The 24625-nt window shown below is 72.0% G+C and carries 25 protein-coding genes; 12 read left to right on the forward strand and 13 right to left on the reverse strand.

Going from position 1 to position 24625, the window contains the following annotated elements:
- A partial coding sequence (locus ABZX11_RS32770; protein ID WP_354920299.1) for a sigma-70 family RNA polymerase sigma factor occupies positions 1 to 1441 on the reverse strand: 1441 nt, incomplete at its 3' end.
- 666 nt (positions 1442 to 2107) lie between these two features.
- On the opposite strand from ABZX11_RS32770, the gene ABZX11_RS32775 reads away from it, so the two are divergent.
- The 7 genes from ABZX11_RS32775 to ABZX11_RS32805 all read left to right on the forward strand — a co-directional run bounded on the left by ABZX11_RS32775 (position 2108) and on the right by ABZX11_RS32805 (position 8366).
- Positions 2108 to 3085 (forward strand): 5'/3'-nucleotidase SurE, encoded by a 978-nt coding sequence (locus tag ABZX11_RS32775; RefSeq protein WP_354920302.1) that lies wholly within the window; start codon positions 2108 to 2110, stop codon positions 3083 to 3085.
- Positions 3086 to 3220: 135 nt separating this feature from the next.
- Entirely contained in the window at positions 3221 to 4822 is a 1602-nt protein-coding gene (fadD8, locus tag ABZX11_RS32780; protein WP_354920305.1) for a fatty-acid--CoA ligase FadD8, read from the forward strand.
- Positions 4823 to 4927: 105 nt separating this feature from the next.
- Entirely contained in the window at positions 4928 to 5671 is a 744-nt protein-coding gene (locus tag ABZX11_RS32785; RefSeq protein ID WP_354920308.1) for an NAD(P)H-binding protein, read from the forward strand.
- Between the two features lie 83 nt (positions 5672 to 5754).
- Complete coding sequence (locus tag ABZX11_RS32790) at positions 5755 to 6144, forward strand: nuclear transport factor 2 family protein (RefSeq protein WP_354920311.1); 390 nt, start codon at positions 5755 to 5757, stop codon at positions 6142 to 6144.
- A 6-nt stretch (positions 6145 to 6150) separates the two neighbouring features.
- Entirely contained in the window at positions 6151 to 6708 is a 558-nt protein-coding gene (locus ABZX11_RS32795) for a PadR family transcriptional regulator (protein WP_354920314.1), read from the forward strand.
- Positions 6709 to 6754: 46 nt separating this feature from the next.
- A complete protein-coding gene (locus ABZX11_RS32800) occupies positions 6755 to 7945 on the forward strand; it encodes a hypothetical protein (protein ID WP_354920317.1) in 1191 nt (396 codons plus the stop codon).
- A gap of 160 nt (positions 7946 to 8105) precedes the next feature.
- Positions 8106 to 8366, forward strand: a complete 261-nt coding sequence (locus ABZX11_RS32805; RefSeq protein ID WP_176176806.1) for a GlsB/YeaQ/YmgE family stress response membrane protein — start codon at positions 8106 to 8108, stop codon at positions 8364 to 8366.
- A gap of 37 nt (positions 8367 to 8403) precedes the next feature.
- Here ABZX11_RS32805 and ABZX11_RS32810 read toward each other — a convergent pair whose 3' ends face one another.
- Positions 8404 to 9507 (reverse strand): S1 family peptidase, encoded by a 1104-nt coding sequence (locus ABZX11_RS32810; RefSeq protein WP_354920320.1) that lies wholly within the window; start codon positions 9505 to 9507, stop codon positions 8404 to 8406.
- 678 nt (positions 9508 to 10185) lie between these two features.
- Here ABZX11_RS32810 and ABZX11_RS32815 point away from each other — a divergent pair.
- On the forward strand, positions 10186 to 10437 hold the full coding sequence (locus tag ABZX11_RS32815; protein ID WP_254897306.1) for a hypothetical protein: 252 nt from the start codon (positions 10186 to 10188) through the stop codon (positions 10435 to 10437).
- A 45-nt stretch (positions 10438 to 10482) separates the two neighbouring features.
- Entirely contained in the window at positions 10483 to 10887 is a 405-nt protein-coding gene (locus ABZX11_RS32820) for an ATP-binding protein (RefSeq protein WP_354920323.1), read from the forward strand.
- Here ABZX11_RS32820 and ABZX11_RS32825 read toward each other — a convergent pair.
- The 6 genes from ABZX11_RS32825 to ABZX11_RS32850 all read right to left on the reverse strand — a co-directional run bounded on the left by ABZX11_RS32825 (position 10884) and on the right by ABZX11_RS32850 (position 14454).
- Positions 10884 to 11501 carry a hypothetical protein gene (locus ABZX11_RS32825; protein WP_354920326.1) on the reverse strand — a complete coding sequence of 206 codons (618 nt, stop codon included), beginning with the start codon at positions 11499 to 11501 and terminating at the stop codon, positions 10884 to 10886. The genes ABZX11_RS32820 and ABZX11_RS32825 overlap by 4 nt on opposite strands.
- On the reverse strand, positions 11498 to 12625 hold the full coding sequence (locus tag ABZX11_RS32830; protein WP_354920329.1) for a hypothetical protein: 1128 nt from the start codon (positions 12623 to 12625) through the stop codon (positions 11498 to 11500). The genes ABZX11_RS32825 and ABZX11_RS32830 overlap by 4 nt, the downstream gene beginning before the upstream one ends.
- The gene (locus ABZX11_RS32835; protein ID WP_176176801.1) at positions 12622 to 12957 is read right to left on the reverse strand and encodes a hypothetical protein; all 336 of its coding nucleotides are present in this window, start codon (positions 12955 to 12957) and stop codon (positions 12622 to 12624) included. The genes ABZX11_RS32830 and ABZX11_RS32835 overlap by 4 nt, the downstream gene beginning before the upstream one ends.
- A 10-nt stretch (positions 12958 to 12967) precedes the next feature.
- A complete protein-coding gene (locus ABZX11_RS32840) occupies positions 12968 to 13462 on the reverse strand; it encodes a YbaB/EbfC family nucleoid-associated protein (RefSeq protein WP_176176800.1) in 495 nt (164 codons plus the stop codon).
- An 87-nt stretch (positions 13463 to 13549) separates the two neighbouring features.
- Positions 13550 to 13852, reverse strand: a complete 303-nt coding sequence (locus ABZX11_RS32845) for a DUF1905 domain-containing protein (protein WP_176178342.1) — start codon at positions 13850 to 13852, stop codon at positions 13550 to 13552.
- Positions 13849 to 14454 (reverse strand): hypothetical protein, encoded by a 606-nt coding sequence (locus ABZX11_RS32850; protein WP_354920332.1) that lies wholly within the window; start codon positions 14452 to 14454, stop codon positions 13849 to 13851. The genes ABZX11_RS32845 and ABZX11_RS32850 overlap by 4 nt, the downstream gene beginning before the upstream one ends.
- Before the next feature lie 137 nt (positions 14455 to 14591).
- On the opposite strand from ABZX11_RS32850, the gene ABZX11_RS32855 reads away from it, so the two are divergent.
- Entirely contained in the window at positions 14592 to 16244 is a 1653-nt protein-coding gene (locus ABZX11_RS32855) for a glutamate--tRNA ligase family protein (RefSeq protein ID WP_354920335.1), read from the forward strand.
- A gap of 144 nt (positions 16245 to 16388) precedes the next feature.
- On the opposite strand, the gene ABZX11_RS32860 is transcribed toward ABZX11_RS32855, so the two are convergent.
- The 3 genes from ABZX11_RS32860 to ABZX11_RS32870 are packed head-to-tail and all read right to left on the reverse strand — an operon-like array spanning position 16389 to position 20088.
- Entirely contained in the window at positions 16389 to 18248 is a 1860-nt protein-coding gene (locus tag ABZX11_RS32860; protein ID WP_354920338.1) for a CheR family methyltransferase, read from the reverse strand.
- Between the two features lie 11 nt (positions 18249 to 18259).
- Complete coding sequence (locus tag ABZX11_RS32865; RefSeq protein ID WP_354920341.1) at positions 18260 to 19024, reverse strand: ATP-binding protein; 765 nt, start codon at positions 19022 to 19024, stop codon at positions 18260 to 18262.
- Positions 19021 to 20088, reverse strand: a complete 1068-nt coding sequence (locus ABZX11_RS32870; RefSeq protein ID WP_354920515.1) for a chemotaxis protein CheB — start codon at positions 20086 to 20088, stop codon at positions 19021 to 19023. The genes ABZX11_RS32865 and ABZX11_RS32870 overlap by 4 nt, the downstream gene beginning before the upstream one ends.
- A gap of 417 nt (positions 20089 to 20505) precedes the next feature.
- On the opposite strand from ABZX11_RS32870, the gene ABZX11_RS32875 reads away from it, so the two are divergent.
- Positions 20506 to 20898 carry a hypothetical protein gene (locus ABZX11_RS32875; protein WP_176176796.1) on the forward strand — a complete coding sequence of 131 codons (393 nt, stop codon included), beginning with the start codon at positions 20506 to 20508 and terminating at the stop codon, positions 20896 to 20898.
- Between the two features lie 4 nt (positions 20899 to 20902).
- On the opposite strand, the gene ABZX11_RS32880 is transcribed toward ABZX11_RS32875, so the two are convergent.
- Positions 20903 to 21307 carry a ChaB family protein gene (locus ABZX11_RS32880; protein WP_176176795.1) on the reverse strand — a complete coding sequence of 135 codons (405 nt, stop codon included), beginning with the start codon at positions 21305 to 21307 and terminating at the stop codon, positions 20903 to 20905.
- 609 nt (positions 21308 to 21916) lie between these two features.
- On the opposite strand from ABZX11_RS32880, the gene ABZX11_RS32885 reads away from it, so the two are divergent.
- A complete protein-coding gene (locus tag ABZX11_RS32885) occupies positions 21917 to 23899 on the forward strand; it encodes an amino acid transporter (protein WP_354920345.1) in 1983 nt (660 codons plus the stop codon).
- Positions 23900 to 24087: 188 nt separating this feature from the next.
- On the opposite strand, the gene ABZX11_RS32890 is transcribed toward ABZX11_RS32885, so the two are convergent.
- Positions 24088 to 24453 carry a hypothetical protein gene (locus tag ABZX11_RS32890; protein ID WP_176176793.1) on the reverse strand — a complete coding sequence of 122 codons (366 nt, stop codon included), beginning with the start codon at positions 24451 to 24453 and terminating at the stop codon, positions 24088 to 24090.
- Between the last annotated feature and the right edge of the window lie 172 nt (positions 24454 to 24625).

Below are 24625 nucleotides of genomic sequence, written 5' to 3' on the forward strand. Positions count from 1 at the left end.
GGGCCCCCCCACACCCGCACACCCCCGCTCCGTGGGTGGCCCCCCCCCCGGGCCGGGGCCCGCCCCGCCGCCCCGGCGCGGCCGCGCCCCCCTCGCCGGGGGTCTGCGTCTTTTCGGCCTTCTTCGACTCTTTCGCCGACGATTTCGCGGCCTTGGACGACTCCTTCGCCGCCTTCTTGGACTCCTTGGCGGCCGGGTCGTTCCCGAGCCCGTTCCCGTTGTTGCCGTTGTTCCCGTTGCCGTTCCCGTTGTTCCCGTTCTCGGAACCGGTTCCGGCCCCCGGGACCGCCGGATCCCCGGAGGCCACCGCGCCCGAGGACTCGCCCGCCGGCTGCACGCCCGTCGGCGCCACCTCGGTACCGCCGGGATCCGAGGTTCCCGCGGCGTCCGAGGTGGGCACGCCGCCGGGCGGGAGGCCGGCCCGGGTGCCCGGCTGCGGCCCGGTCGCCACCGGCTGGGTCGTCGTGCCGTCGCCGGACAGCGGTGGTGGTGGGGTGTCGCCGGAGCTGCTCGCGCCGATCGTCACCGTCGTGACCAGCGCCGCGCCGGCCACGGCCACCTTCGCCGCGGTGGCCCACGACAGGGCGGACGCGCCCGTGCCGGTGGCCGTCGCGGCGGCACCGGTGCCGGCGAGCGAGCCGCTGGTGGACAGCCACTGCGAGACGAGCGGGATGCCCAGGATGAGCGGGGCGACGGTGGCGGGCAGCTCCTGGTTGAGCTGGCGGAGCCCGTCGGCCAGCTCCCGGCAGTCCGGGCAGCGTTCGAGGTGGGCGGCGACCCGGTGGGCCTTGTGGTCGGAGATGCCGTCGCGCACGAACCGGGCCAGCTGGGCGGAGATGGTCCGGCAGGTGCGACGGCGGGCCTCGGGGACGTGCTGGTCGAGGTAGGCCTGGCGCAGCCCCTCGCGGGCGCGGTAGGCCAGGGCGGCCACGCCGTTCGGCGTCAGCCCGAGGTCCTCGGCGATCCGCGCGGGCGAGTCGCCGTCGATCTCGGTCCGCCACAGCACCGTCCGCCACCGCTCGGGCAGGCTCGCGAAGGCGTCCGCGGCGACGGTGGCGTGCAGCCGGTTGCCGACCGGCTCGTCGCTGCCCGCGCCCGGCGTGACGTCCGGTACCTCGGCCACCAGCGAGACGGCCGCGTCGCGACGGCGCCAGCTGATCATCGTGTTCCGGATGGTCGTCAGCAGGTACGGCCGGAAATCCTCGTCCGGGCCCTCGCCGTTGCGCAGAATCCGCAGGACGCGGGTGAACCCCTCGGCGATCAGGTCCTCGCGCTCGGCCGGGTCGGCCGCGATCGCGGCCGCCACCCGGCGGGCGGCGACCAGGTGCCGGTCGTAGAGCTCCCCGTAGGCCGCGATGTCACCACCACGAACCGCCGTGATCAAGGCCGCGTCGCTCGGGACGTCCGTCGTCCCGGCCACCGCCGGCGCCACTTCGGTCACCACACCCCCTCGCCGTGCGCATGCACGTGCAGAACGTCCCGAGATAGTCGCGCAACGAGTGACACCTGCGCAAGGTTGCGGCGCCGAAAGCACTTTCCGAATCCCCCGACGGCGAGCACCGGACGGTTGACTTGTCACATCCCTGGGTGTTCCCGAGTGGATTCCCGCCGCCCCGCGGGCGGGTCGTCGCCCGCACCTTTACCGGCGGGTAGAAGACAAAGCCGGTGGCCGGACCGCCTGCCGCGCAGTGTCCGATGTGGACGATGGCGAGCCGGGAACCGCTCCCGCGCCGTCGCCCGCCCGGCCTTTTCGCAGTCCCGCGCAGGCGGTCCGGGCCACTCCGCACTCCGGCCCACCACCTATGCAAATGCGATCCAACCCGTGCGGCGCAGCCACGACGGCTTCCCCGATCGACAGCCGGCCCGAGCACGCCACCTTCGCCCCGGTTCACCGCGGTGGCGGACCAGGCCGGGGGCGCGGGCGCCCGCCGCCGGCCGGCCGCGACGAGGCCGTGGCGAGAGCACAGGTTGCCCCGACCGTCCACAAAGGAGTGTCACGCCGGTGCACCCGCGGGCGCACCACCGTGGAAACCACGGAAAAGACCACCCCGCGACCACCGTTCCCGCTAACCTGGCCCTCCGATTCCGAACGAATGAGGAGGTGGCGATGCGGTACCAGGCTTTGCGCGTCGCGGTCGCGGCGGCGGTGGCGCTGTCGCTGGCCGTGCCCGCCCAAGCCAGCCCGCGGCCCGATCAACCGGTTTCGCTGGGGGGCAAGAAGGTTCTGCTGGTCAACGACGATTCGGTGCAGGCGGCGAAGCCCGACGGATCGGACGGCCGGGGCATCTACGTGCTCCGGCGGGCCCTGTGCCAGGCCGGCGCCGACGTGGCGATCGTCGGCCCGTGGGCGTCGCAGGGCGCGAAAAGCCGGTCCACGGCCGGATCTCCCGCAGCATCGGTGGCGCCGCCCCTGGCGGTGCCCGCCGAGTTCGCGGGCGACTGCGCGGCCGCGCCCGGGCACGGGCTGGTGCTCGGCGCCTGCCAGGGCAGCACCCCGTGCGGCCCCGGCAGCCCGTCGATCACCCCGGCGGACGTGGTCGAGCTCGCCCTGACCGGCGTCCTGCCGCAGCGGCTCGGCTGGACCACCGGCCCGGACCTGGTGGTTTCCGGCGTCAACGCAGGCCCGAACACCGACGTCTCGGTCAACCTGTCCGGCACGGTCGGCGCGGCCACCGCGGCGGTCGAGCGGGGCGTGCCGACGGTGGCGGTCAGCGCCGGCACCCGCGTGGCACCCCCGCCTTCGACGGAGACCTACACGGCCGCCGCCGACGTCGTGGTCCGGCTGCTCGCCTCGCCCCGGATCTGGACCCTCGTCCGGGACATGGTGCTGGTCAACGTGAACCAGCCGGACGTCACGCCGGGGTCGGAGCCGTCGCCGGTGCGCTGGACGTCGGTCGGCCGGGTGGCGCAGGGCTGGGTGACGTACGTGCCGGCGGGCGACGGGACGTACCAGCTGTCCTACAACCCGGTGACACCCGCACCGCAGTTCGAGGAGGGCAGTGACACGAAGGCCCTGTTCGACGGGTACGTGAGCGTGTCGGCGGTCGCCGTCAACCGCGGCCACACCGGGCGCCTGCCCGGCTGAGGCCGCTCCGGGGGACGCGCGGCCCGGCGCGTCCCCCGGACTCACTGAAACCTGTTCCACCGGATCGCCAAGCTGACAAACCCGGCCCGATCGCCGTATCTTGTCGAGAACAGTAACGCGTTCTAGTCTGGCGCCGTGGAAGGGACCGGGATGGACGAGCAGGCGATGCGGTATCCGAACCACCTCGGCCACCTGGTCGTCTCCGCCCTGAAGCGCCACCGGGACAAGCCGGTGATGGTGCTCGGCGAGACCACGATGACCGGGGGCCGGACCGCCGAGCAGGTCAGCCAGTACGCGCAGGCGTTCGAGGCGCTCGGGGCCGGCACGGGCGCACCGGTCGCGCTGCTGTCGCTGAACCGGCCGGAAGTGCTGCTCATCATCGCCGCCGGCCAGCTCCAGGGTTCGCGGCGCACCGCGCTGCACCCGCTCGGCTCGCTCGACGACCACGCCTACATCCTCGCCGACGCCGGCATCACCACGCTGATCATCGATCCCGTGCCCGCCTTCGTCGACCGCGCGCTCGGCCTCCTGGACAAGGTCCCGGGCCTGACCCAGGTGCTCACCATCGGCCCGGTGCCGGAGCCGCTGGCCGGGGTCGGCACGGACCTGACGGCGGCCGCCGCGACGTTCGAGCCCGGGCCGCTGCGGCCCGCCGTGCTGCCGCCGGACCAGGTCGTCTCGATCACCTACACCGGCGGGACCACCGGCAAGCCCAAGGGCGTCATGGGCACCGCGCAGGCGATGACCACGATGACGCAGATCCAGCTGGCCGAGTGGGAGTGGCCCGAGGCGCCGAAGTTCCTGATCTGCACCCCGCTGTCGCACGCCGGCGCGGCCTTCTTCGCCCCGACACTGATCAAGGGCGGCTCGCTGGTGGTGGTGCCGAAGTTCGACCCCGCCGACACCCTGCGGATCATCGAAGAGCAGCGGATCACCGCGACCATGCTGGTGCCCACCATGCTCTACGCGCTGATGGACCACCCCGACTCGCGCATCCGCGACCTGTCTTCGCTGCAGACGGTGTACTACGGGGCCGCGTCGATCAACCCGGTCCGGCTGCGCGAGGCGATCGACCGGTTCGGCCCGATCTTCGCGCAGTACTACGGCCAGTCCGAGGCGCCGATGGCGATCAGCTACCTCGCCAAGGGTGACCACGACGACGCGCGGCTGGCCTCTTGCGGCCGCCCCTCGGCGTTCCTGCGCACGGCGCTGCTCGACGCCGACGGCAATCCCGTGGCCCCCGGCGAGCCGGGCGAGATCTGCGTGGCCGGGCCGCTGCTCGCCGGCGGCTACTGGAACCTGCCGGAGATCACCGCCGAGACGTTCCGCGACGGCTGGCTGCACACCGGCGACGTCGCCCGCGAGGACGAGGACGGCTTCTGGTTCATCGTCGACCGGGTCAAGGACATGATCGTCACCGGCGGCTTCAACGTCTTCCCCCGCGAGGTGGAGGACGTGGTGGCCGAGCACCCCGCGGTGGCCCAGGTCGGCGTGATCGGCACCCCGGACGACAAGTGGGGCGAAGCGGTCACGGCGGTCGTGGTCCTGCGCCGCGACGCGGACATCGCCCTCGAGCAGCTCATGGCGGAGATCCAGGCCGCGGTGCGCGAGCGCAAGGGGCCGGTGCACGTGCCCAAGCAGGTGATCGTGGCGGAGTCGCTGCCGATGACCGGGCTGGGCAAGCCGGACAAGAAGGCCCTGCGCGCCCAATACGCGCGCCACGGCGCCGCCGTGTAGGGCGTTATACCCTTCGCCGCTGTCACGCTTCGGTCCGTCGTCTCGTCCTCGGGGTGCGCAGCCGCTCCGGGACCGCCGGGCGGCGCCGAGCGGAGGGAATGCCCCATGAAGGTCGTCGTCATCGGCGGGACCGGCCTGATCGGCCGGAACCTGGTCACCTGGCTGGCGGAGCACGGGCACGAGGCGGTGCCCGCGGCGCCGAGCACCGGCGTGGACACCGTCACCGGCGAGGGGCTGAAGGAGGTGCTGCAGGGCGCCGACGTCGTGGTGGACGTCTCCAACTCGCCGTCGTTCGCCGACGACGACGTCATGGCCTTCTTCCGCACTTCGACCGGCCACCTCGTCGACGCGGCGAAGGAGGCCGGCGCCGGCCACTACGTCGCGCTGTCGGTGGTCGGCACGGACCGGCAGCCGGGCGTCGGCTACTTCCGCGCGAAGCTCGCGCAGGAGGAGCTGATCGCCGGCTCGGGCCTGCCGTACTCGATCGTGCGCGCGACGCAGTTCTTCGAATTCGCCGCCGGGATCGCGGACGGCTCCGCCACCGGCGGCGTCGTGCGCCTGCCGGGCGCGGGCGTGCAGCCGATGGCGGCCGCCGAGGTGTCGGCGGCCGTGGGGCGGGCCGTCACCGGCGAGCCGAGCGGGGGTGTCACCGAGGTCGCCGGCCCGGAGGTCTTCGGGCTCGACGCGTGGGTGCGCACCGTGCTGACCGCGCGCTCCGACCCGCGGCCGGTGGTGACCGACCCGCGGGCGCCGTACTTCGGGGCGGTGCCGGGGCCGGAAGACCTCCTGCCGGGACCGGGCGCGCGGCTGTCGGAGACCACGCTCGCCCAATGGCTCGCCCGGGCGTGACGCACCGCACGCCGTCACAGGTCGGGCCGGCGAGGAGGTACGCTGCGCGGAGATAGTCAACTAATTGAGTATGCGAGGTGGGCATGAGCAGCTTCCGCAAGGCCGTCGAGGCGCGCGATCCGGACGCCATGGCCGCGACGCTGGCGGAGAACGTCGTCTTCCGCAGCCCGGTCGCGTTCAAGCCCTACCCCGGCAAGGCCATCACCGCTGCGATCCTGCGCGGCGTGCTGCGCGTGTTCGAGGACTTCCGGTACGTCCGCGAGCTCAGCGGCGGCGAGGGCCGTGACCACGCGCTGGTCTTCGAGGCCCGGATCGGGGACGTGCGGGTCGAGGGCTGCGACTTCCTGCACCTCGACGAGGACGGCCTGATCGACGAGTTCACGGTGATGGTCCGGCCGCTGTCGGCGGCGCAGGCCCTCGCGGAGGCGATGGCGGCGCAGTTCGACCGGATCCAGCGCGAAGCACTCAACTAGTTGAGCATGGCGCTGCGACACGCGCTGATGGCGGCGCTGCTCGAAGGCGAGGCGTCGGGCTACGACCTGGCGAAGGGGTTCGACGCCTCGGTGGCGAACTTCTGGGCGGCCACGCCGCAGCAGCTGTACCGGGAGCTCGACCGCATGGCGGCCGACGGCCTGGTGCAGGCGCGGGTCGTCCACCAGGAACGGCGTCCGGACAAGCGGCTGTTCTCGCTGACCGAAGCCGGGCACCGGGCGCTGCACGGGTTCACCGCGCAGCCGCCCCGCCCCGGCGTGATCCGCGACGAGCTCCTGGTGCAGGTGCAGGCCGTGGACGCGGGCGACGAGGCCGCGGTCCGGCGCGCGCTGGCCGAGCGGATGGCCCGGGCCGAAACCAAGATCGCCGGCTACGAAAAGCTTCGCGCCCGCCTGCTGGACGGCCGGTTCGAAGACGACTACCTCGCCGAAGCCGAGCGGATCGGCCCGTACCTGACGCTGATGCGGGGCCTGTCGTTCGAGCGGGAGAACCTGCGGTGGTGCGAGCAGGCGCTGAAGGTGCTCGACCGCCGGGCGGCGCGGTGACCGTGGTTGTACGGCTCTTGTACGACCGGGGCCGAAGATGGCCCGCATGTCATTGCACCGTCTAGCCCAAGCCGCGCTGGCCGCCGGCGTGCTCGCCGGCCTGGTCGCCGCACCGGCGTCCGCCGCCGCGGCCGCGCCGACGACCCTGCCCGCCGACCAGTACACCCTGACCGCAAGCTACTCCCAGTTCGACGCCGTGAACAGCGCGCTGGTGTCGACGCTCGGCACCGCGCCCGTCCACACCGTGATGGACAACGCGAACCACGACCGCACGGCGCTGCCGTCGTCGTTCTCCGTCGCCGGGCTCTCGACCGGGTTCCGGTTCGACAGCGGCGACAACTCCGACTGCGCGAGCTACCCGCAGGGCATCACCACCAGCCGCGACGCCGTGGGGACGGCGGGTGGCGGCAACTACGACGGCCACCAGCTCGTCGCGGTCAGCTGGTACACCAAGGACGGCTGCGACGGCGGCCAGCAGCGCAGCCGGATCACCCTGGTCGACTGGGACGCCGACTACCCCAACGCCTACCGCAAGATCCTGCTGGTCGAGCCGACCGGGACCGCGGACGCCCCGGACTTCAAGGACATCCCGATCCACGCGGGCGGCATGTCCTGGTACGGCGACTACCTCTACGTCGCCGACACCGGGAAGGGCATGCGCGTGTTCGACATGCGCAAGATCCTCAAGACGAACAGCGGCGGCACCGCCGACCAGATCGGTCACCAGAGCGGCAGCACCTACTACGCCCACAACTACGCCTACGTCCTGCCGCAGGTCGGCACGATCAGCTCGAAGACGACGTCGGGGACGAACCTCGCCTGGTCGTCGATCTCCCTGGACCGGGTCAGCAAGTCGATCGTGATGACCGAGTACACCTGCTCGTCCGGCTGCACGGACTACCCGAACCGCGCGCCGCGAGCGATCCGCTACCCGTTCGCGGCCTCCGGCACCTTCGCCGCCACCACCACGGCGAGCCAGGCGCTGCAGCTGCCCTGGTACAAGCTCAACGGCGTGGCGTCGCACAACGGCCGCTGGTGGTTCAACTCCTCGGGCTCGAAGCAGCTCTACTACTGGAAGCCGTCGGCCGCCGCGCAGACCTTCGCCTGGGTCGGCAGCGGCGAGAGCATCTCGTACTGGGAGGACGACACCGCCGCCGACCTGCTGTGGTCGCTGCAGGAGGGTGCGGGCAACCGCAACGTCTTCGCGGTCACCCAGGCCACCTACGGCGGCGGCTGAGCCGGCCGGATCGTGCGAAAAGGCCCGCCCGGGACGGTTCCGGGCGGGCTTTCGTTCGTCCTGGTGAGATCCGGATCACGTCGGCGTGGCTCGCCGCGCTTCGGGGGCCGCTGCCTGCCATCCTGTGCCGTCAAGAGGTAGCGGACGAGAGGACAACCCCGTGGGCATCATCGCCTGGATCGTGCTGGGTCTCATCGCCGGGGTGATCGCGAAAGCCCTCATGCCGGGCAAGGACCCCGGCGGCTGCATCATCACCATCCTGCTGGGGATCGCGGGCGCGTTCGTCGGCGGCTGGATCGGCAAGACGCTGTTCCACACCCAGCTCGGCACGTTCTTCGACCTGCGCACCTGGGGCCTGGCCATCCTGGGCGCGCTGATCATCCTGGCCGGCTACCGGCTCATCTTCCACCGCCGCGACTGACGCGACCGGCCGGGGCGGGCGCCCCGGCCGGCCCGGTTCAGTTCAGGGTGACGCCGTAGGCGCTCAGCGCCTCGCCGACCGGCTGGAAGTACGAGCTCCCGCCGCCCTTGCCGGACGTGATGCCGAGGCCGACGCTGCCGGCGAACAGGCAGCCGCCGGAGTCGCCCGGGTTGACCAGCGCGTCGGTCTGGATCAGCTGGTACACCGAGCCTTCGGCGTAGTTCACGGTGACGTTGGTCCGCTGCACCGACCCCGAGGTGAGGTGCGTGGTGCTGCCGCTCTTGCTGATCCGCTGCCCGACGGTCGCGGTGCCGGCGGAGCTGATCCGCTGGGTGGAGCCGTTCCACAGGGTGACCGCGCCGGGTGCGCTGCCGGTGGTGTTGCGGATCAGGCCGTAGTCGTTGGTCGGGAAGCTGGCGCCCTGCGACGGGCCGACGTTCCACTGCGACACCGCGCGCGTGCAGTGCCCGGCGTCGATGAGGTAGTTCTGGCCGCCGCGGTTGGTGTTGAAGCCGGCGGAGCAGCGGGTGCCGCCGCCGGTGATGGCTTCGCCGTTGTAGATCGCGGTGTGCATCTCCCCCGCGACCCGTTCGACGCGCACCCGGTCCCCGAGGGCCGCGGCCGCCTTCAGCAGCGCGTCGGTGCCCTTGGCGGCGTCGGCGACGGTCAGCACGACCTGGTTGGCCTTCGGGTCGAGGCCGATCGACGTGTGCGTCACCGCGGGCAGGGCTTGCAGGGCGTCCTGCGCACCGGCCAGCGCGGCACTGGAGTGCTTGACCAGCCGAGCCTGCGCACCGGCTCGCTCGACCTGCGCGGCGGCGGCCGGGTCGAGCACGTTGACGACGGGCTTGGCGGCGGCATCGAGGAAGCCGTCGGCCGCGCGCGACCCGAGCGAGGCGGCGACCCGCTGCACGGTGTCGACCCCGGCGGCCTGGGCACGCAGCAGCGCAACGGCGGCGGACTCGCTGATCCCGGCATCGGCGGCGAGCGAAGCGACGGCTTCCTGCTGCACGGTGGCGGAGTAGCCGTCGATGGTGGTGGCGGTGGCCGGGCCGCAGGAGAACCCGATGGCCGCGGCGGCGGCCACGAGGGTGGTGGCGGAGCGGGCGAGGAGGTGGTGTCCCGGGGACGTTCTGCGCATGCCGGTAACTCACTTTCGCGGGTCGCGGAGGAATCCGGCGCGAGGGGTGGCCGCGCCGGACCGGGTGATCCGGTTCGTCGAGGGTGGTCTGGTGGGTGGTGGGGCGGTAGCGACTTTCGTCGGATGGGACAAAATATAGGTACCGGGCAAAACGCCCACGGGTGGTTCGCGCAGAGCAACCGGACAGTGAGCCGCTCAGCACCCCGAAGTTCGGCCCGCCGCAGCACATTCCGAACTTCTCCCGCCGAAAAGCCTTCTCCCGCAACGAGACCCGCCCAGTACCCGAGCGAATACGCCACCGAGCGCGAAGACATCCTGGACATGCTCGAAGCGTCTTCGGTTTCGAGCAGATCGCCGAAGCCCGCCATCCCGCGGGGGCGCCCCCCGGATCCAGCGTATCGGCGCACACCGACAAAAACCCGCGCGTCACCGTGTGCTGCTCCGGCGTACGAGTGGTTCCCCCGCCACCGGGTCAGCCGCGGCGTACCGTTTCCCCCGAGGACACGGCGCGCTCTCCTCCCCCTCGGAGCGCGCCGTGCCCGGCAGCGGAGATGTTGGTGCGCAGGGGTTTCTTGAACTGAGGTGAATGAGAATCCGCTGTTCGCCCGAAGGTGCCCGGCGCGTTCCCTGTTTATCCTGGACCCCGGCCACGCTTTCGGTTCCGGGAAGACGCGCGACATGAACGACCAGCGGCAGGTGCTCGTCCGGGCGGAGTCCCGGGACGTCGTCGTCCCCGACGATGCCGGTGGGCGGGAGACGCTCACCTATCCGGGTGTCACACTGACGCGCGTCAGCGCCGGGGTGCCCGACGGCGGGCTCTGGCTGCCGATGGGCGAGCGGCCCAGCGAAGGCGACGACGAAGCCCTCATCGAGGCCCTGCGCGCCGCGTTCCTCTGGCGGATCGGGCTGCGTAGCGAAACCGGTGAGTAACCGGCGCTGTACCGGGTAGCCCCTCCGTGAAGGAGGACTCACCTGGTGCAAGTGAACTGGGGCGCGGCACCGGAGCCCGGCTGGCAGGTGCTGGACGTCGCCGGAGCGGGTCCCGCAGGGCTGGCTTCGGCGCGCCGGTGGGCCACGGCCCGGCTGGCTTCGCTGAGCGACGACGACCGGGTCGACGCCGTGATCGTGGTCGGGGAACTGCTCGAAAACGCCTACGTCCACGCCACCGGCGCCCGCCAGCTGCGGATCCACGTGGCGCGCGACCCGTGCGTGGTCACCGTGGCCGTCGCCGACAGCGGCACCGGCGAACCGCGGCTGCGGGTGCCCGGCCACTCCGGCGGCCGTGGCTTGCTGCTGGTCGACGAACTCGCCGTGGCCTGGGGCGTGAGCCACCACGACGACGGCAAGGTCGTCTGGGCCCGCCTCGCCTGTGAGGACTAGCGGCCCTCCCAGTGCACGACGTCGCCGAATTCGACGAACTTCCGCAGGTGCTGCTCCTCGGACCGGCCGTGCAGCGGGAACCGGAATTCCGAACCGTCCGGCCAGGTCAGCGTGCGCTTGCGGAAGCTGAGCTCCGGAGCCTCGGGCTTGCGCGCCTCCCAGACGATCCGCGGCGGCGGTGCGTCGGCCGGATCGGTGAAGGTCGTGCCGGTGTCCACCACCGCCACGCACGACGGCGAGCACGCCAGCCACGGCCCCGACAGCCCGCGGAGCCGGTCGGCCAGGTCGAGCACCAGCGCGTTCTCCGGTCCCGTCACCCGGACTTCCCGCCGGCCCGGCCGTCCGGGCGCGCCGCCGTTCGCCAGCGCGAAGACGGAGAACACCGCCGTGCCGATCCCGCGCAGGACGTTGCGGAAGAACTGCCGGCCCGCCTGGGTGCCCTCGACCGTCCCGTCCGGGCGGCGGCCGGGAACGGCGAAGCCCACGTCCAGGTCACCGAGGCGCAGCACGATGACCGGCTCGCGCCACCGCTCCCGCACCAGTGCTTCGACGCGCTCCCGGAACCCGGGCCGGACCTGCGCCTCCGCGGACCAGCGCTCGACGTGCTCGCTCAAATGTCGAGGTCCCGGCGCGTCTCCTCCGGGCTCCGGTCGCCGCCGATCTCGCTCTTGTCGAACCACGGTTCGTCCCCCTCCGGCGTGACGGCTTCCTTGCCCTCGGCGAAAGCACCCTTGCCCGCCCCGATGCCGGCCTTCACCCCCGCGCCGGCCAGGAACGGCTTGACGCCGGCCGAAGTGCCGAACATCGTGGTGAGCGCCCGGTTGCTGGGCTGCCAGCCCTGCGCGGCCGCGCCGAAGCCGAACTTCGTCTCGCCCGGCATCACGCCGACGCGCAGCTTGCGGGTGAACACCTCGAGCTTCCCCGAGTACCTGACCAGGAACTCCATGAACTTGTCGAGCAGCTTGCCGAACTTGCCGAGGTAGCGCGTCACCTTCTGCAGCACGCTGGCCGCCTTGGCGATCGACGCGGTCATCGCGGCCGCGACCGAGCCGCCGAAGCTGATCACCGACGCCGCCAGCGCGGGCAGCCACAGGGTGATCAGCCAGGACACCAGCTCGGTGATGATCCCCTTGATCACCTCTTCGATGACCACCATGACCATCGACCACATCTGCAGCACCTCGGCCACCGACCCGGCGGCCGAGCCGATGCCGCGGATCCCCGAGGAGAAGTCGCCGAGCGCTTCCTTCGCCGCGTTGCCGGCGTCGTCGACCCACTCGGCCAGCGCGGTGTCACCGGTGCGCTCGAAGTCCTCGGCGAGCGCGACGAACCCCTGCGCGATCGTCACGAAGTTCTCCGAGGCGTGGCCGATGGCCGGGCCGTCGCCGGTGACCTGGTGCAGCGCGTCCTGCAGCGGCTGGACCAGTTCGAGCAGCATGTTGAGGCCGTGGCTGACCAGCCAGCCGATCGGGTCCATGGCGAAGGTGACCATGTCGCCGGCGGCCGCGCCGACGAACGCCGCGCCGTCGCCGACCAGGGCGGCACCCGCCGACGCCAGCTCGCCGGGCCCGTCCGCCTCGGCGGCCTGCCGCGCGTGCTCCCCGATCTTCTTGCCCGCCTTGTAGGCGGTGCCGGCGACCGGCACGTACCCGGCCGCGCGGTCGAGGTTCGCGCTCATGCTCTCGTCGTAGGCCTCGACGTTCAGCGCGTCGGCGATGCTCTTCTTCGGCTCGGTCATTCGCCCTGCCCGATCGCGTCGATTTCCGCCTCGTACCGGCCGAAGGCGACCTTGCCGGCGTCTTCCATGCCCTGGTACATCTGCGCGGCCTTGGTGAGCTTGGTGGTGAACCCGTCCACGCCGTCCTTGAGGTCGGTCAGCAGCGAGCGCAGTTCGGCGAGGCGGTCGGTGTAGCCCTGCTTGGCGAAGAGGCCGACGAGCCCCCACGCCTCGTCCGTCACGTCGGCGGCGTCGATCTTGGCCCCGAACTTGTCCGCCTCCTGCTCGTAGAACGGCAGCTGCTTGGCGTACGCGGAGATCGCGCCGATGTTCGTCTGAATTCCTTCTGGCATCGGGGTTTCCCTAGGATCGGCGGAGGATGGGGCCTTGCTCGAAGTCGTCGTCGTCCCCGGCGGCCGGCCGGCGGGCGGGCCGCGACGGCTGCCGCGGTTGTGGTTCCGACGCGGGTTCGGCCGCCGCGGTTCCGAACGCTTCCGCCTGGGCTTCGCGCACCTGCGCCGAGACGTCGACGCCGAACGCGTCGCCGAAGGTCTCGTCCACGATCCCGGCCTGCTGCTGCGCGGCCCCGGCCGCCGCCCGGCGGATGGTGTCCATGATCGTCGCGGCCAGCTGGCCGGCCTCGACGCGGGTGGCCCCGGCGGTGAGCCGCAGGCCGGTGATGGTGCCGCCGGCACCCGCGGTGACCGTGACGGTCCCGTCGGGCGAGGTGACGGTGGTCTCCAGCCGGGCGATCCGCTCCTGCATGTCGCCGACGCCGGCGAAGCGGGCCTCGGCCTGCCGCACCTTGCTCTGGAAGTTCTGGAACTGGGCGATCAGCTCGTCCATCTGGGCGGACATCGGGTCTCCCTTTGCGCGGTTCGGGGCCTGTGTCCGCATCATGACAGATCGGCTCCTTCGCCGATCGCGTTTCGCCGGATCACGCGGTCAGGGGCCGTCGACCTCCACCCGGACGGTGCAGGTGTCCCCCACCTCGATCCCCTCGGCCTCGCGGACGGCCCGCTTGACGGGCAGCACGTACGCGCCGCGCGAGCTGTCCGGGAAGATCGAAGTCCGCCAGCTGGTGGCCCCGAGGGTCACCCGGACCCGCACGGCCCCGAAGCCGCGCCGGGGCCCGGCGGTGTGCTCGCGGATGTCGTCCGACGCCTCGGGCGGCAGGCTGACGAAGGTCCAGGTCTCGGTGCGGCGGGCGTCCCACTCCCAGAGCTCGGCTTCGAAGCCGACGGTCAGAGACACGGCGGCCGGTAGCCGTCGATGCGCAGGCCGCGGAACTCCAGCTCGTTCGGCGTCTTGCCGACGAACACCAACCCCCGCGCCTCGCGCAGCGCCGAAGCGAACGAGTACGCCGGCGTACCCAGCTCCGGCAGCGACGTCCAGTTCCGCGGCGAGAAGGAGAAGAACCGCGTCACCAGGCGCCCGCCCGTCGAGGGCACGAGCGTCAGCCACTTGTCCCCGCCGCTCCAGTGCGACGCCGGCCGCAGCTGGACGTACAGGTCTTCGGTCGCCCGGTAGGTCAGCAGGAAGCCCGCCGAGCGGGACAGGTCGGCCTGCGCCTCGAACCGGTTCCCGAGCCAGACCACGGCCACGTGCCACTCGGCGTTCAGGAACGTCACCCTCGCCGTGTACCGGTGCCCCGAGGGCACCAGCAGGCTCCCGGTGGCCGGGACCGTGGTGCCTTCGCCGCTGGCCAGCCACTGCTGCAGCCGGTCGATCGAGGGGGTCGCGCACTCCCGGCCCGGCGACGCGGTGGCCGGCGCCGTCCCGATCAGCGGGACGACCAGAGCGGCGGCGAGGGCGGAAAGCGTTCTGGCGAAAGGGAATCGACGACGCATTCCCGGCAAGCTAGCACCGCGGCCGGTCGAGCACCACCTGCCCGGGTGGGCCGGCAGGGCTCACGGCTAGGCTCTTCGTCGGCGAAAACGACCACTTTCGCCGAGGCAAGTGCACCACGACGCGGGGAGAACAACCCATGCTGGACCGAGCGGTCATCGACGCCCTCTTCCCTGCCGACCTGCCCGAACCCGGGCACTGGGAGGAGCAGTACCCCGCCCGGCAGCTGCCCGAGGGCGCGCTGGTCACGCGCCTCGGCCCGTCCCCGACCGGGTCACTCCACCTGGGCGGCGTCTACGTCGGCCTGATCGACCAGGACGTCGCCCGGCGCTCCGGCGGCCGCTACCTCGTGCGCATCGAGGACACCGACCAGTCCCGCGAGGTCGGGGGCGTCCTCGAGCAGTTCGAGCGCGGCTTCGCCTACTTCCACCTGACCGCCGACGAGGACATCCACCGCGGTGGTGACTACGGCCCGTACCAGCAGTCAGCCCGCGAGCGGATCTACCTCACCTACGTGCGTGAGCTGCTGCGCCAGGGCAAGGCCTACCTGGACTTCGCCACCAAGGAGGAGCTGGCCGCCATCACCCAGCGGCAGCAGGCCACCAAGCTGCCCACCGGCTACTACGGCAGCTGGGCGATCTGGCGCGACGCCGACCCCGCCGACGTCCAGGCCAAGCTCGACGCCGGCGCCCCGTACGTCGTGCGGTTCCGCGCCCCGGACGACACCGGCGCGCGCACCCGCTTCACCGACGCCATCCGCGGGCCGCTGGAAGCCGAGGCCAACCGCAACGACGTCGTCGTCCTCAAGAGCTCCGACCAGAGCCCCCGGCTGCCGACCTACCACTTCGCGCACGCCGTCGACGACCACCTCATGCGGGTGAACCTGGTGATCCGCGGCGACGAGTGGATCTCGTCGGTCCCGGTGCACCGGCAGCTGTTCGACGCGCTCGGCTTCGAGCCGGTCACCTACGCGCACATCGCGCCGCTGATGAAGCAGGAGGGCGGCAGCAAGCGCAAGCTGTCCAAGCGCAAGGACCCGGAAGCGTCGGTCGACTTCTTCATCGAGGCCGGCTACCCCACCGAAGCGGTCCTCTACTACCTGCGCGGCCTCGTCAACGGCCGGCTCGCGGAGCTGCCGCTGGAGGAGGCGCTGGCCGCGCCGATCAACCTCGACGAGTGCGGCGTCGCCGGTCCGCTGGTGGACCTGGTCAAGCTCGACGACATCGCGGCCGACCACATCGCCACCCTCTCCGGCGCGGCGATCCTCGAGGCCGTCCGCACTTGGGCCGAGCGGTTCGACCCGGAACTGCGCCGGGTCCTCGACGAGGAGCCCGACCTGGCCCTGCGCGCGCTGGCGGTCGAGCGCGAAGGGGCCGAGAACCCGCGCAAGGACCTGAAGAAGTGGAGCGAGTTCCGCGCGGTCTACGGGTTCTTCTTCCCCCAGCTGCACGCGGCGGTGACCGGGCCGGACGACGAGCGCATCGCGGCCCTCGGCGTGGACCCGGAGGTGGTCCGGGCGGTGGCCCGCGACTTCGCGGCGGACTACCGCCAGCTCGACGACGGCCAGGAGTGGTTCGACCAGATCCGCGCGGTCGCGGCCAAGCACGGGTTCGCCCGCAACGCCAAGGAGTTCAAGAAGAACCCGGAGGGCTTCCCCGGCTCCATCCGCGAGGCCTCGCAGATCATCCGGATCGCCCTCACCGGGTCGACCCGCAGCCCTGACCTGCACGCGATCACGCAGGCGCTGGGCCAGGAAGAGGTCCTCGGCCGGATCGCCGCGCTGACCAAGTGAACTGTCGGGTGGGTGAGGGGCGAGCCCCTCACCCACCCGACGGCCACCGTGCGGCTCGACCGCACGATGCAGGCCTTCCCGGCCGCCACGACCTGCGCCACCGCGGCGACGAACAGCGGAGCCGACTCGCCGTCGCCGTGCGGCTCACTCCGGCTGTTCGGCCTTCGTCTCCTCCATCATCAGCAGCGCACCGTGACTCTCCCCGCCCGACCCGCGCAGCGGGCTGCACAGCAGCCGCACGACCGCCGCGCGGCCGCGGCGGTTGATCGCGTCCAGCGTCAGCTCGCCGTAGTAGGCCGGGTCCGACAACGCTTCCCGGACCACCGGGCGGATCTCGGCGACCGGCAGGCCGATGTCCAGGTTCAGCAGGTGGATGCCCTCGGCCTCCTCCCGCCGCACGCCCCAGAGGTCCTCGGCGCCGCGGTTCCACGCCTTGATCCGCATCTCGGCGTCGATCACCACGATGCCCGCGCGGATCGAGGTGAGCACCGACTCGAGGAACTCGTTCACCTCGTCGAGGTCGAGGCTGCGCTCACGCAGCGCGTCGTTGATCGTCTGGAGCTCGTCGTTGGTCGACTGCAGCTCCTCGTTCATCGTCTCCAGTTCCTCGTTGGTGGACTGGAGTTCCTCGTTCGTCGTCTCCAGCTCCTCCACGGTGGACTGGAGTTCCTCGTTGGTGGTCTCGAGCTCCTCGTTGGTCGACTGGAGCTCCTCGTAGGCCGACTCCAGCTGCCGGTTCGTGTGCTCCAGCTCGGTGAGCAGCTGCCGCGCCCAGCTGACGTCGTGGAACACCACCGAGACGCCGAGCAGCGCCTTGCTCTTGTTCACCAGCGGGTTGACGTGGACCTCGAACCACACCGTCTCCCCGCCCCGGCGCCACTCGACGTCCTTGATCCGCAGCGACCGGCGCTCCATCCGGGCCTGCTCGACGTAGGCGCGCAGGGCCACCGGGCGGTAGGAGACGTCGAGGTCGCGCAGCGGCCGCCCGACGTCGCGTTCGGACAGTCCGAACGCGACTTCCGCCTGGGCGTTGATCAGCGCCGTGGTCTCCCCCTCGGTGAAGACGATCTGCGCCACCGGGCTGGCCGAGAAAGCGTGCTCGCGCAGCTCCTCCAGGCCCGAGATGTCCTGGGTGCGCCGCTGCGGGAAGCCGTGCGAAACGAAGTGGTTGAAGCTCACGGGCGCGTTGACCGCCTTGCGGAAGACCCGCCGCTTGAGATCCAGCGGCTCGAAGATCCGGGTGTGCGACAACAGCATCTCGGCCTTGCCGAGGAACAGCACCCCGCGCGGCGCCAGCGCGAAGTGGAACCGCTCGAGGATCTTGGTCTGGGTCTCGGCGTTGAAGTACATCAGCGTGTTGCGGCAGACCAGCAGGTCGATCCGGGAGATCGGCGCGTCCTGCACCAGGTCGTTGCGCCCGAAGATCACCGAGCGGCGCAGGTCCTTGCGGAAGCAGTAGCGGCTGCCCTGCAGCTCGAAGAACTGCTCGAGCTGCGCCTCGGTGAGCCCCTCGACCTCCGCCGGGGTGTAGGCCGCGTGCCGGGCCTGCGCCAGCGCCTCGTCGTCGACGTCGGTGGCGTAGATCTTGACCCGCTGCCGGAACGCTTCGACCCCGAGCACGTCGGCGAAGAGCATCGCCAGGCTGTAGGCCTCCTGCCCGGCCGAGCAGCCGGCGCTCCACACCCGGATCGGCTCTTCGGGGTTGCGCTCGGCCAGCAGCGCGGGCAGCACGTGCTCGCGCAGGTGTTCCCAGGCGTCCGGGTCCCGGAAGAAGCCGGTCACGTTGATCAGGATGGTGTTGAACAGCGCGACGAACTCGTCGGCGTTGACCTGCAGCTGGTCGATGTAGTCCGTGTAGCTCTCGGTGCCGACCTGGCTCATCCGGCGGCGGACCCGGCGCATGAGGCTGCTGCGCTTGTACCCGGTGAAGTCGAAGCCCCGCGACTCCTTGAGGTAGGCGAGCACGGACTCGAACTCGCCGTTGGCTTCCTTGGGCTCGGTCACGGTCTGACAACCTACCCGGCCGGACGGTCACCTGCGGTGCGGGCACCGGGAACCAGGACCGCCCAGACGACCTTCCCGCCGGCCCAGGACCGGCTGCAACCCCACGTCCGGGCGATCTGGGCGACCAGTTTCAGGCCCATCCCCGGCTCGAACGGGGACAGCCGTTCGAGCAGCATGGCCGGCCGCGTGTCCTGGTCGGCCACGGCCACCGTGCACACCCCGCGCCGCAGGTCGAGCCGCAGCTTCGGCTCGGACGTGGTGTGCCGCAGCACGTTCTCGACCAGCTCGGTGGCGATCAGCCGGGCGTCTTCGGCGAGCTCGGGGACCGCCCACTCGCCGAGCTTGTCCGTGACGAACGCCCGGACCTGCGCCGAAGCGGCCTCGCTGCGGGCGAAGACGCGTTCGCTCCGGCGGCGCACGGGGTGGTCCAGCGCCGCCGTCGCGGCCGTGAGGTCGGCGCGGACCGGGGCGTACCGGTCGACGACGTGGCGGCTGAGCAGCGCCCGTTGCCCGGCGCTGCCGGCGACGACGGTGAACGGGATGCCCGGCCAGTCACCGATCCGCATGGCGATCAGGGAGAAGACGCTGACCAGGGACGACTCGGTGATGGCCAGCCCGCAGATGTCGGCCACCAGTCCGTCCGGTGCGTCGGTGGCGATCTTGAGCAGGCTGTCACGCAGTGTCGGGTACGAAGCGAGGTTCAGCTCACCGGTCACCCGCACGACGGTCGCCTCGTCGTGGCGGCCGACGGTCAGCTCGACCGGTCTGGCGTTCATCGTGGTGCCGCCTCCTCCGAGGGCCGGCCGGACGTATCCGGTTGCGGCGGTTCGTCATCTCCGGCCGGGTCCGTCGCGTCCAGCAGGAACCGGCGCAAGGTCTCGGCGGCTTCGGCGGCTTCGGCAGCCGAGACGGCGTAGCGTTCCGACAGCCCGCTCGGCCGTCCGCCGGCGAACTGCGCGGCCAGCTTCCGGGCCAGCCCCGCCTTCTCGTCGAGCGCGCGCAGCGCCTTCTGGAGCGCGAACCGGAATTCCCCGTCGTGGGCCGCCAGCAGCGCCTGCGCGGACCAGGCGTGCCCGATCCGGCACCGGTACCGGCCCGGGCCGACTTCGCTCAGTGAGCCCTCACAGTCGGGGCAGGTGTAGCCCGGGCCGCCGTCCTGTTCCGCCGGCGGCAGTGCCCCGGCCCGCACCGAGTGGCGGGCGATCCGGTCCTCGAGCACGAGCGCGCCGGGCGGCGGCCGCAGGGCCACCGGTTCCACCGGCATCCGGACCAGCTTGTCGAGCAGCGCGCCGAGCTCGCCCGCCCGGACCACGTGGTCGGTGTCCACCACGGCCAGCGCGTTCTCCGGCATGCCGCTGTACAGCGCGTCGGCGGGGTCCTGGACGACGGCGAGGCCGCCCCGGTCCACGATCGCGCGCAGCCCGGCCGCGCCGTCGTCCAGCACGCCCGAGAGCACGACGCCGATGACCCGGGGACCGCCGGTCAGCGCGGCCGACCGGAAGGTCGCGTTGATCGCGGGCCGGTGCCCGTTCTCGGTCGGGCCCATGGTCAGCACGAGGGTGCCGTCTTCGGTGAGCAGGTGACGGTCGGGCGGGGCGACGTACACGGTGCCCGGCTCGATCGGCGCGCCGTGCCGCGCAGTCCGGGCCGGCAGCGGGCCCGCCCGGTCGAGGATCCGGGCCAGCGCGCTCTCCGTGTCGGCGGCGAGGTGGATGACGACCAGCACCGTCGCGGGGAAGTCCGGCGGGAGGGCGGACACCGTCGCCCGCAGCGCTTCGACCCCGCCGGCCGAGGCGCCGACGACCACGAGGTCTCGCCGGAAGGGCGGCACCGCGCCCACCTCCTCACATCTCACCTCACGGTAGTGGAGGCCGCTCGCTACCCCGAGTAGCCCCCACCGAGTGGGTTAAACCCCCCACCGGTCGTGGCGGCGACGTGACAGGTGACGGCGAGCGTGGCCGGCAGAGCACCCGCAAAGCCGTGCGGCCGGCCAGGATCTCCGTCACGTGACTCGTCCGGCCGAGCACCTGGGTCGGGGCGTCCGGGCCGCCCGCCGAAGCGACCAGGGTGACGACCGGGGAGCCGGTCGTCACCGGAGCTCACCACCGACGACGACCGGCGAAAGCCGCCGCGCTGGTGGCCGGTCCGTCACCGGACCATCGTGTCACGGGAACACCCCGGCGACCAGCGGACCGGCTTCACCGCGGGCATGAGATGCTCGACCGCGCAGGCAGGCCGAAGGCGGGAGGCGCAGCGGGTGACCACCTGGATCGACGTGATCAACTTTGTCCGGACGCGGTTCGAGGTCCTCGAGGAGTCGGAGGGCTGGCTGCGGTTCCGGCTGGAGGGCCCGGGCGGCCGGACCCAGCAGGTGACGGTGCACCACCTCGCCGAACTCGACGGCGGCTCGTGGATCGAGCTCTCCTCCCCGGTCGGCTGGGCCGACAAGATCGACCTCCGCCGGCTGCTCGAGCTGGCCGGTGCCTCGGCCGTCGGCGGCGCCGCGGTGGTGGACGGCGTCGCGCTGCTCAAGCACACGGTGCCGCTGGAGGACCTCAGCATCCAGGAGGAGTTCGAGCGGCCCCTCAAGGCGGTCGTCGCCCGCGCGGACGCGTTCGAGCACGAACTCACCGACGGCGACGAGTTCTGACCGCTCACCCGGAGCGGCGGGCCCGATCGGTCCGGCGCCGGTTCTCCTTCTCCAGCGCGGCGACGAGGTCCTCTTTGGACATCCGCGACCGGCCGGGGATGCCGAGCTGCTTGGCGCGCTCGTAGAGGTGCTGCCGGCTCGCGGTGGCGTTGACGCCGCCGTGGGTCGGCTTGACGGGCTGCCCCGCACCCCGGGCGGCCTGCTCGTCCGACGGACCGCGTTCCGGCTTGGGTTCCCAGTGGTCGCCGACCTTCTCGAAGGTGTGCTTCAGGGCCGAGAAGGCGGTCTGCTGCGCCCGCCGGCCGGGCCCGTAGGTCTTCAGCGCGGAGTCGTGCGCGGCGACCCAGGTGTCCTGGGCCTTGCGCGGGGACCGCAACAGGGTGCTGGGCAAGTCTTCACGACCAGGCATGGTGCTTCGGCTACCCGCCCCGCCCCACCCCGAAACGACACCCCCACCCACATCCGCCCCCAATCACACGAGATCCCCGCCCAATCACACGAGAAGCCCGCTCAATCACACGAGAAGCCCGCTCAATCACGCAAGAAGCCCGCCCGATCACGCGGTAAGCCCGATCCGACCCTCCAGGTACGCCAACCGACCCTCTGGATACGCAGGCCGACCCTCCAGGCACGCGCCCCAACCGCCTGGGTGCGCGAACCGACCTTGCGGATGCGAACCGGCCCGCCGGCGTGCGCGCCGGTGGAAGGAGGTTCGCGCGCTTGGACCGGTCGGCCGCCTCGCCCCGGCGGGCCGACTGGTACCCGGTCGGCCCGCGCACGTACTCCGCCGGTCGGCTGGCGTTCCTCGAGGGTCGGCAGGTGCTCCCGGAGGGTCGGCTGGCGTACCTGAACCGTCGGCTGGCGTGCCTGGAGGGTCGGTTGGCGTACCTGGAGGGTCGGGGCGGGGCGGGGGTGGTGTTTCGTCCGAAGAGGACCGGAACCTCCTGAGTGCCGTCGCTGTGGGGTCGGGCATGCTGTCACCACTGCTTGACGGGGCCGAGGGGACGAGAGGGCGAAAATGGGTGCTTCACCCGATTTGACCGTACCGGCGAGCGTGGACAGCCCGGCGCCACCGCACGTGCCCTCCTCGCGGGTCGCTCGGTGGCTGCTGGAACACCGGGTCGCGCCCGTCGGGCGGGCCGGCGGTGAGGACCACGGCACGCCGCAGGCCTGGTGGAAGGTCATGTGCCTGACCGGCGTCGACTACTTCTCCACCCTCTCCTACCTGCCCGGCATCGCCGCGCTCGCCGCCGGGGCGCTCTCGCCGCTGGCGACCCTGCTGATCGTCGCGCTGACGCTGCTCGGGATGCTCCCCATGTACCGGCGGGTGGCCCGGGAAAGCCCGCACGGCCAGGGCTCGGTCGCGATGCTGGAGAACCTGCTGCCGTTCTGGCGCGGCAAGCTCTTCGTCCTCACCCTGCTCGGGTTCGTCGCCACCTCGTGGATCATCACGATCACGCTGTCCTCCGCCGACGCCACCGTGCACATGCTGGAAAACCCGTACCTGCCGGGCTTCCTGCACGGCCACGCGGTCCTGATCACCGTCGTGCTGCTGCTGATCCTCGGCGGGGTGTTCCTGCTCGGGTTCAGCGAGGCCGTCGGCGTCGCCATCCCGCTCGTCGCGGTGTTCCTGCTGCTCAACGCCGTGGTGACGGTCGCGGGCGTGATCGACCTGCTCGGCGATTCCGCCGCCCTCTCCCACTGGACCGACGCGCTCACCGCCGGCGGCGGCGGGTTCTCCGGCATCATCGGGCCCGCCGTCATCGCCTTCCCGATGCTGGTGCTGGGCCTGTCCGGCTTCGAAACCGGCGTCAGCATGATGCCGCTGGTCGCCGCCGACGGGAAGACCGCCGAAGAGAAGCTGGAATCGCGGATCCGCAACACGCGGAAGCTGCTGACCGCCGCCGCGCTCATCATGTCGGTGTTCCTGATCGCGACGAGCTTCGTCACGACCGTGCTGATCCCGGCCGACGCGTTCAAGGAGGGCGGCGAGGCCAACGGCCGCGCGATGGCCTACCTCGCCCACCGCGAACTCGGTGAGCTCTTCGGGACCGTCTACGACATCAGCAGCGTGCTGATCCTCTGGTTCGCCGGCGCCTCGGCGATGGCCGGGCTGATCAACATCGTGCCGCGGTACCTGCCCTCCTACGGCATGGCGCCGGAGTGGGGCCGCGCGGTCCGGCCGGTGGTCATCGTCTACACGGCGATCAGCATCCTCATCACCGTCGCGTTCGGCGCCGACGTCAACGCCCAGGCCGGCGCCTACGCGACCGGCATCCTGGCGATGATGGTCTCCGGCGCGGTGGCGGTGAGCATCTCGGCGGTCCGGCACCGGCAGCGAGGGGCGGCAGCGGGCTTCATCGTCCTGACGCTCGTCCTGCTCTACGCGCTCGTCGAAAACGTCATCGAAAAGCCCGACGGCATCGCGATTTCGGCCCTGTTCATCCTCGGGATCATCGTCGTCTCGCTGGTGTCCCGGGTGTCGCGGACGACGGAACTGCGCGCCGACCGCATCGAGTTCGACGACGAGGCCCGCCGCTTCATCGCCGATTCCCTGGCCCACGACGGCGCGCTGAACATCGTCGCCAACAAGCGCCAGGGCGGCGATTACGCCGAGTACTCGGCGAAGGAGGCCGAACAGCGCGGGATGAACCCGGTGCCCGGCGCCGCCGACATCCTGTTCCTGGAGATCGACGTCGTGGACCCGTCGGAGTTCAGCAACGTGCTCCGGGTGCGCGGCGTGGAGATCGACGGCTACCGGATCCTCCGCGCGGACAGCCCCGCGGCCCCCAACGCGATCGCGGCGATCCTGCTGACCCTGCGCGACGTCACGGGCGTCCGCCCCCGCTGCTACTTCGAGTGGTCGGAGGGCAACCCGCTCGGACACCTGTTCCGCTACCTGCTCCTCGGCCGCGGCGACACGGCACCGGTGGTCCGGGAGATCATCCGCAGCGTGGAGAAGGACCCGGCCCGCCGCCCGGCCATCCACGTCGGCGGCTAGGGGGACGCACTCGCGATGCTCCCGGTCGCTGGGGGGAACGGCGCGCGCCGCCGGCGCCCGGCCGGGGTGGGCGGCCGCCGACGCCACTTGCGGAAGGGTTACTCACCTCACGGCGGATCGCCCCGGCGATCCGGGCGCCGGTGGCACGAGAGCTCTTGTCGCCGGGGCGCGGGAACCCGGCGGTCAGGTCATCGCCCCGCAGGGGGCGGACCACCCCGCCGCACCGGGGCGCGGGCCGGGGCCCGTGCCGGGCCACGGCCGTCCTGCGGGCGGGGTGCGCGAGCCGTCGGTGCCCGGCCGGGGGCGCGGGCGGGGCCGCGGGGTGGGGCGGCCGGGCGGGCCGGGCGGTCGTCCTGCGGGAGCGGGCGCGGCCGGTTGACCCAGGAGTCGAACAGCAGGATCAGGCCCGCGAACACCGCGAAGCCGATGCCGAGTCCGATGTGGACGAGCGCGCCGAGGATCCCGGCGACGAGCAGCACCGGCAGCACCGCCATCAGGCAGAACGGGTCGATGCGGCCGAATTTCGGGCGCGATTGCCCTTCGCGGGGACTCACCGTGCGGTCTCCGGGTACCTGCGCGCCATTCCAGCAGTATGCAACGTCGGTGCCCGGCACTGCCACCTGGCCGTGCCCACAGCCCGCCCACCATCACGAACAGTCACCGGCCCTGCCACCGCCGTGGTGGACAAGAACGGACAGGATCCGGCCGTATCCGGAGAGACACCGC

This window comes from Amycolatopsis sp. NPDC004169 (genome assembly GCF_040610315.1).
Taxonomy (GTDB): Bacteria; Actinomycetota; Actinomycetes; order Mycobacteriales; family Pseudonocardiaceae; genus Amycolatopsis.

Bases quoted from the DNA above. Each gene is read 5' to 3' on its own strand.
- ABZX11_RS32775 (WP_354920302.1), top strand. From the start codon at position 2,108: ATGCGGTACCAGGCTTTGCGCGTCGCGGTCGCGGCGGCGGTGGCGCTG.
- ABZX11_RS32785 (WP_354920308.1), top strand. From the start codon at position 4,928: ATGAAGGTCGTCGTCATCGGCGGGACCGGCCTGATCGGCCGGAACCTG.
- ABZX11_RS32790 (WP_354920311.1), top strand. From the start codon at position 5,755: ATGAGCAGCTTCCGCAAGGCCGTCGAGGCGCGCGATCCGGACGCCATG.
- ABZX11_RS32795 (WP_354920314.1), top strand. From the start codon at position 6,151: ATGGCGCTGCGACACGCGCTGATGGCGGCGCTGCTCGAAGGCGAGGCG.
- ABZX11_RS32800 (WP_354920317.1), top strand. From the start codon at position 6,755: ATGTCATTGCACCGTCTAGCCCAAGCCGCGCTGGCCGCCGGCGTGCTC.
- ABZX11_RS32810 (WP_354920320.1), bottom strand. From the start codon at position 9,507: ATGCGCAGAACGTCCCCGGGACACCACCTCCTCGCCCGCTCCGCCACC.
- ABZX11_RS32815 (WP_254897306.1), top strand. From the start codon at position 10,186: ATGAACGACCAGCGGCAGGTGCTCGTCCGGGCGGAGTCCCGGGACGTC.
- ABZX11_RS32830 (WP_354920329.1), bottom strand. From the start codon at position 12,625: ATGACCGAGCCGAAGAAGAGCATCGCCGACGCGCTGAACGTCGAGGCC.
- ABZX11_RS32835 (WP_176176801.1), bottom strand. From the start codon at position 12,957: ATGCCAGAAGGAATTCAGACGAACATCGGCGCGATCTCCGCGTACGCC.
- ABZX11_RS32840 (WP_176176800.1), bottom strand. From the start codon at position 13,462: ATGTCCGCCCAGATGGACGAGCTGATCGCCCAGTTCCAGAACTTCCAG.
- ABZX11_RS32850 (WP_354920332.1), bottom strand. From the start codon at position 14,454: ATGCGTCGTCGATTCCCTTTCGCCAGAACGCTTTCCGCCCTCGCCGCC.
- ABZX11_RS32855 (WP_354920335.1), top strand. From the start codon at position 14,592: ATGCTGGACCGAGCGGTCATCGACGCCCTCTTCCCTGCCGACCTGCCC.
- ABZX11_RS32865 (WP_354920341.1), bottom strand. From the start codon at position 19,024: ATGAACGCCAGACCGGTCGAGCTGACCGTCGGCCGCCACGACGAGGCG.
- ABZX11_RS32880 (WP_176176795.1), bottom strand. From the start codon at position 21,307: ATGCCTGGTCGTGAAGACTTGCCCAGCACCCTGTTGCGGTCCCCGCGC.
- ABZX11_RS32885 (WP_354920345.1), top strand. From the start codon at position 21,917: ATGGGTGCTTCACCCGATTTGACCGTACCGGCGAGCGTGGACAGCCCG.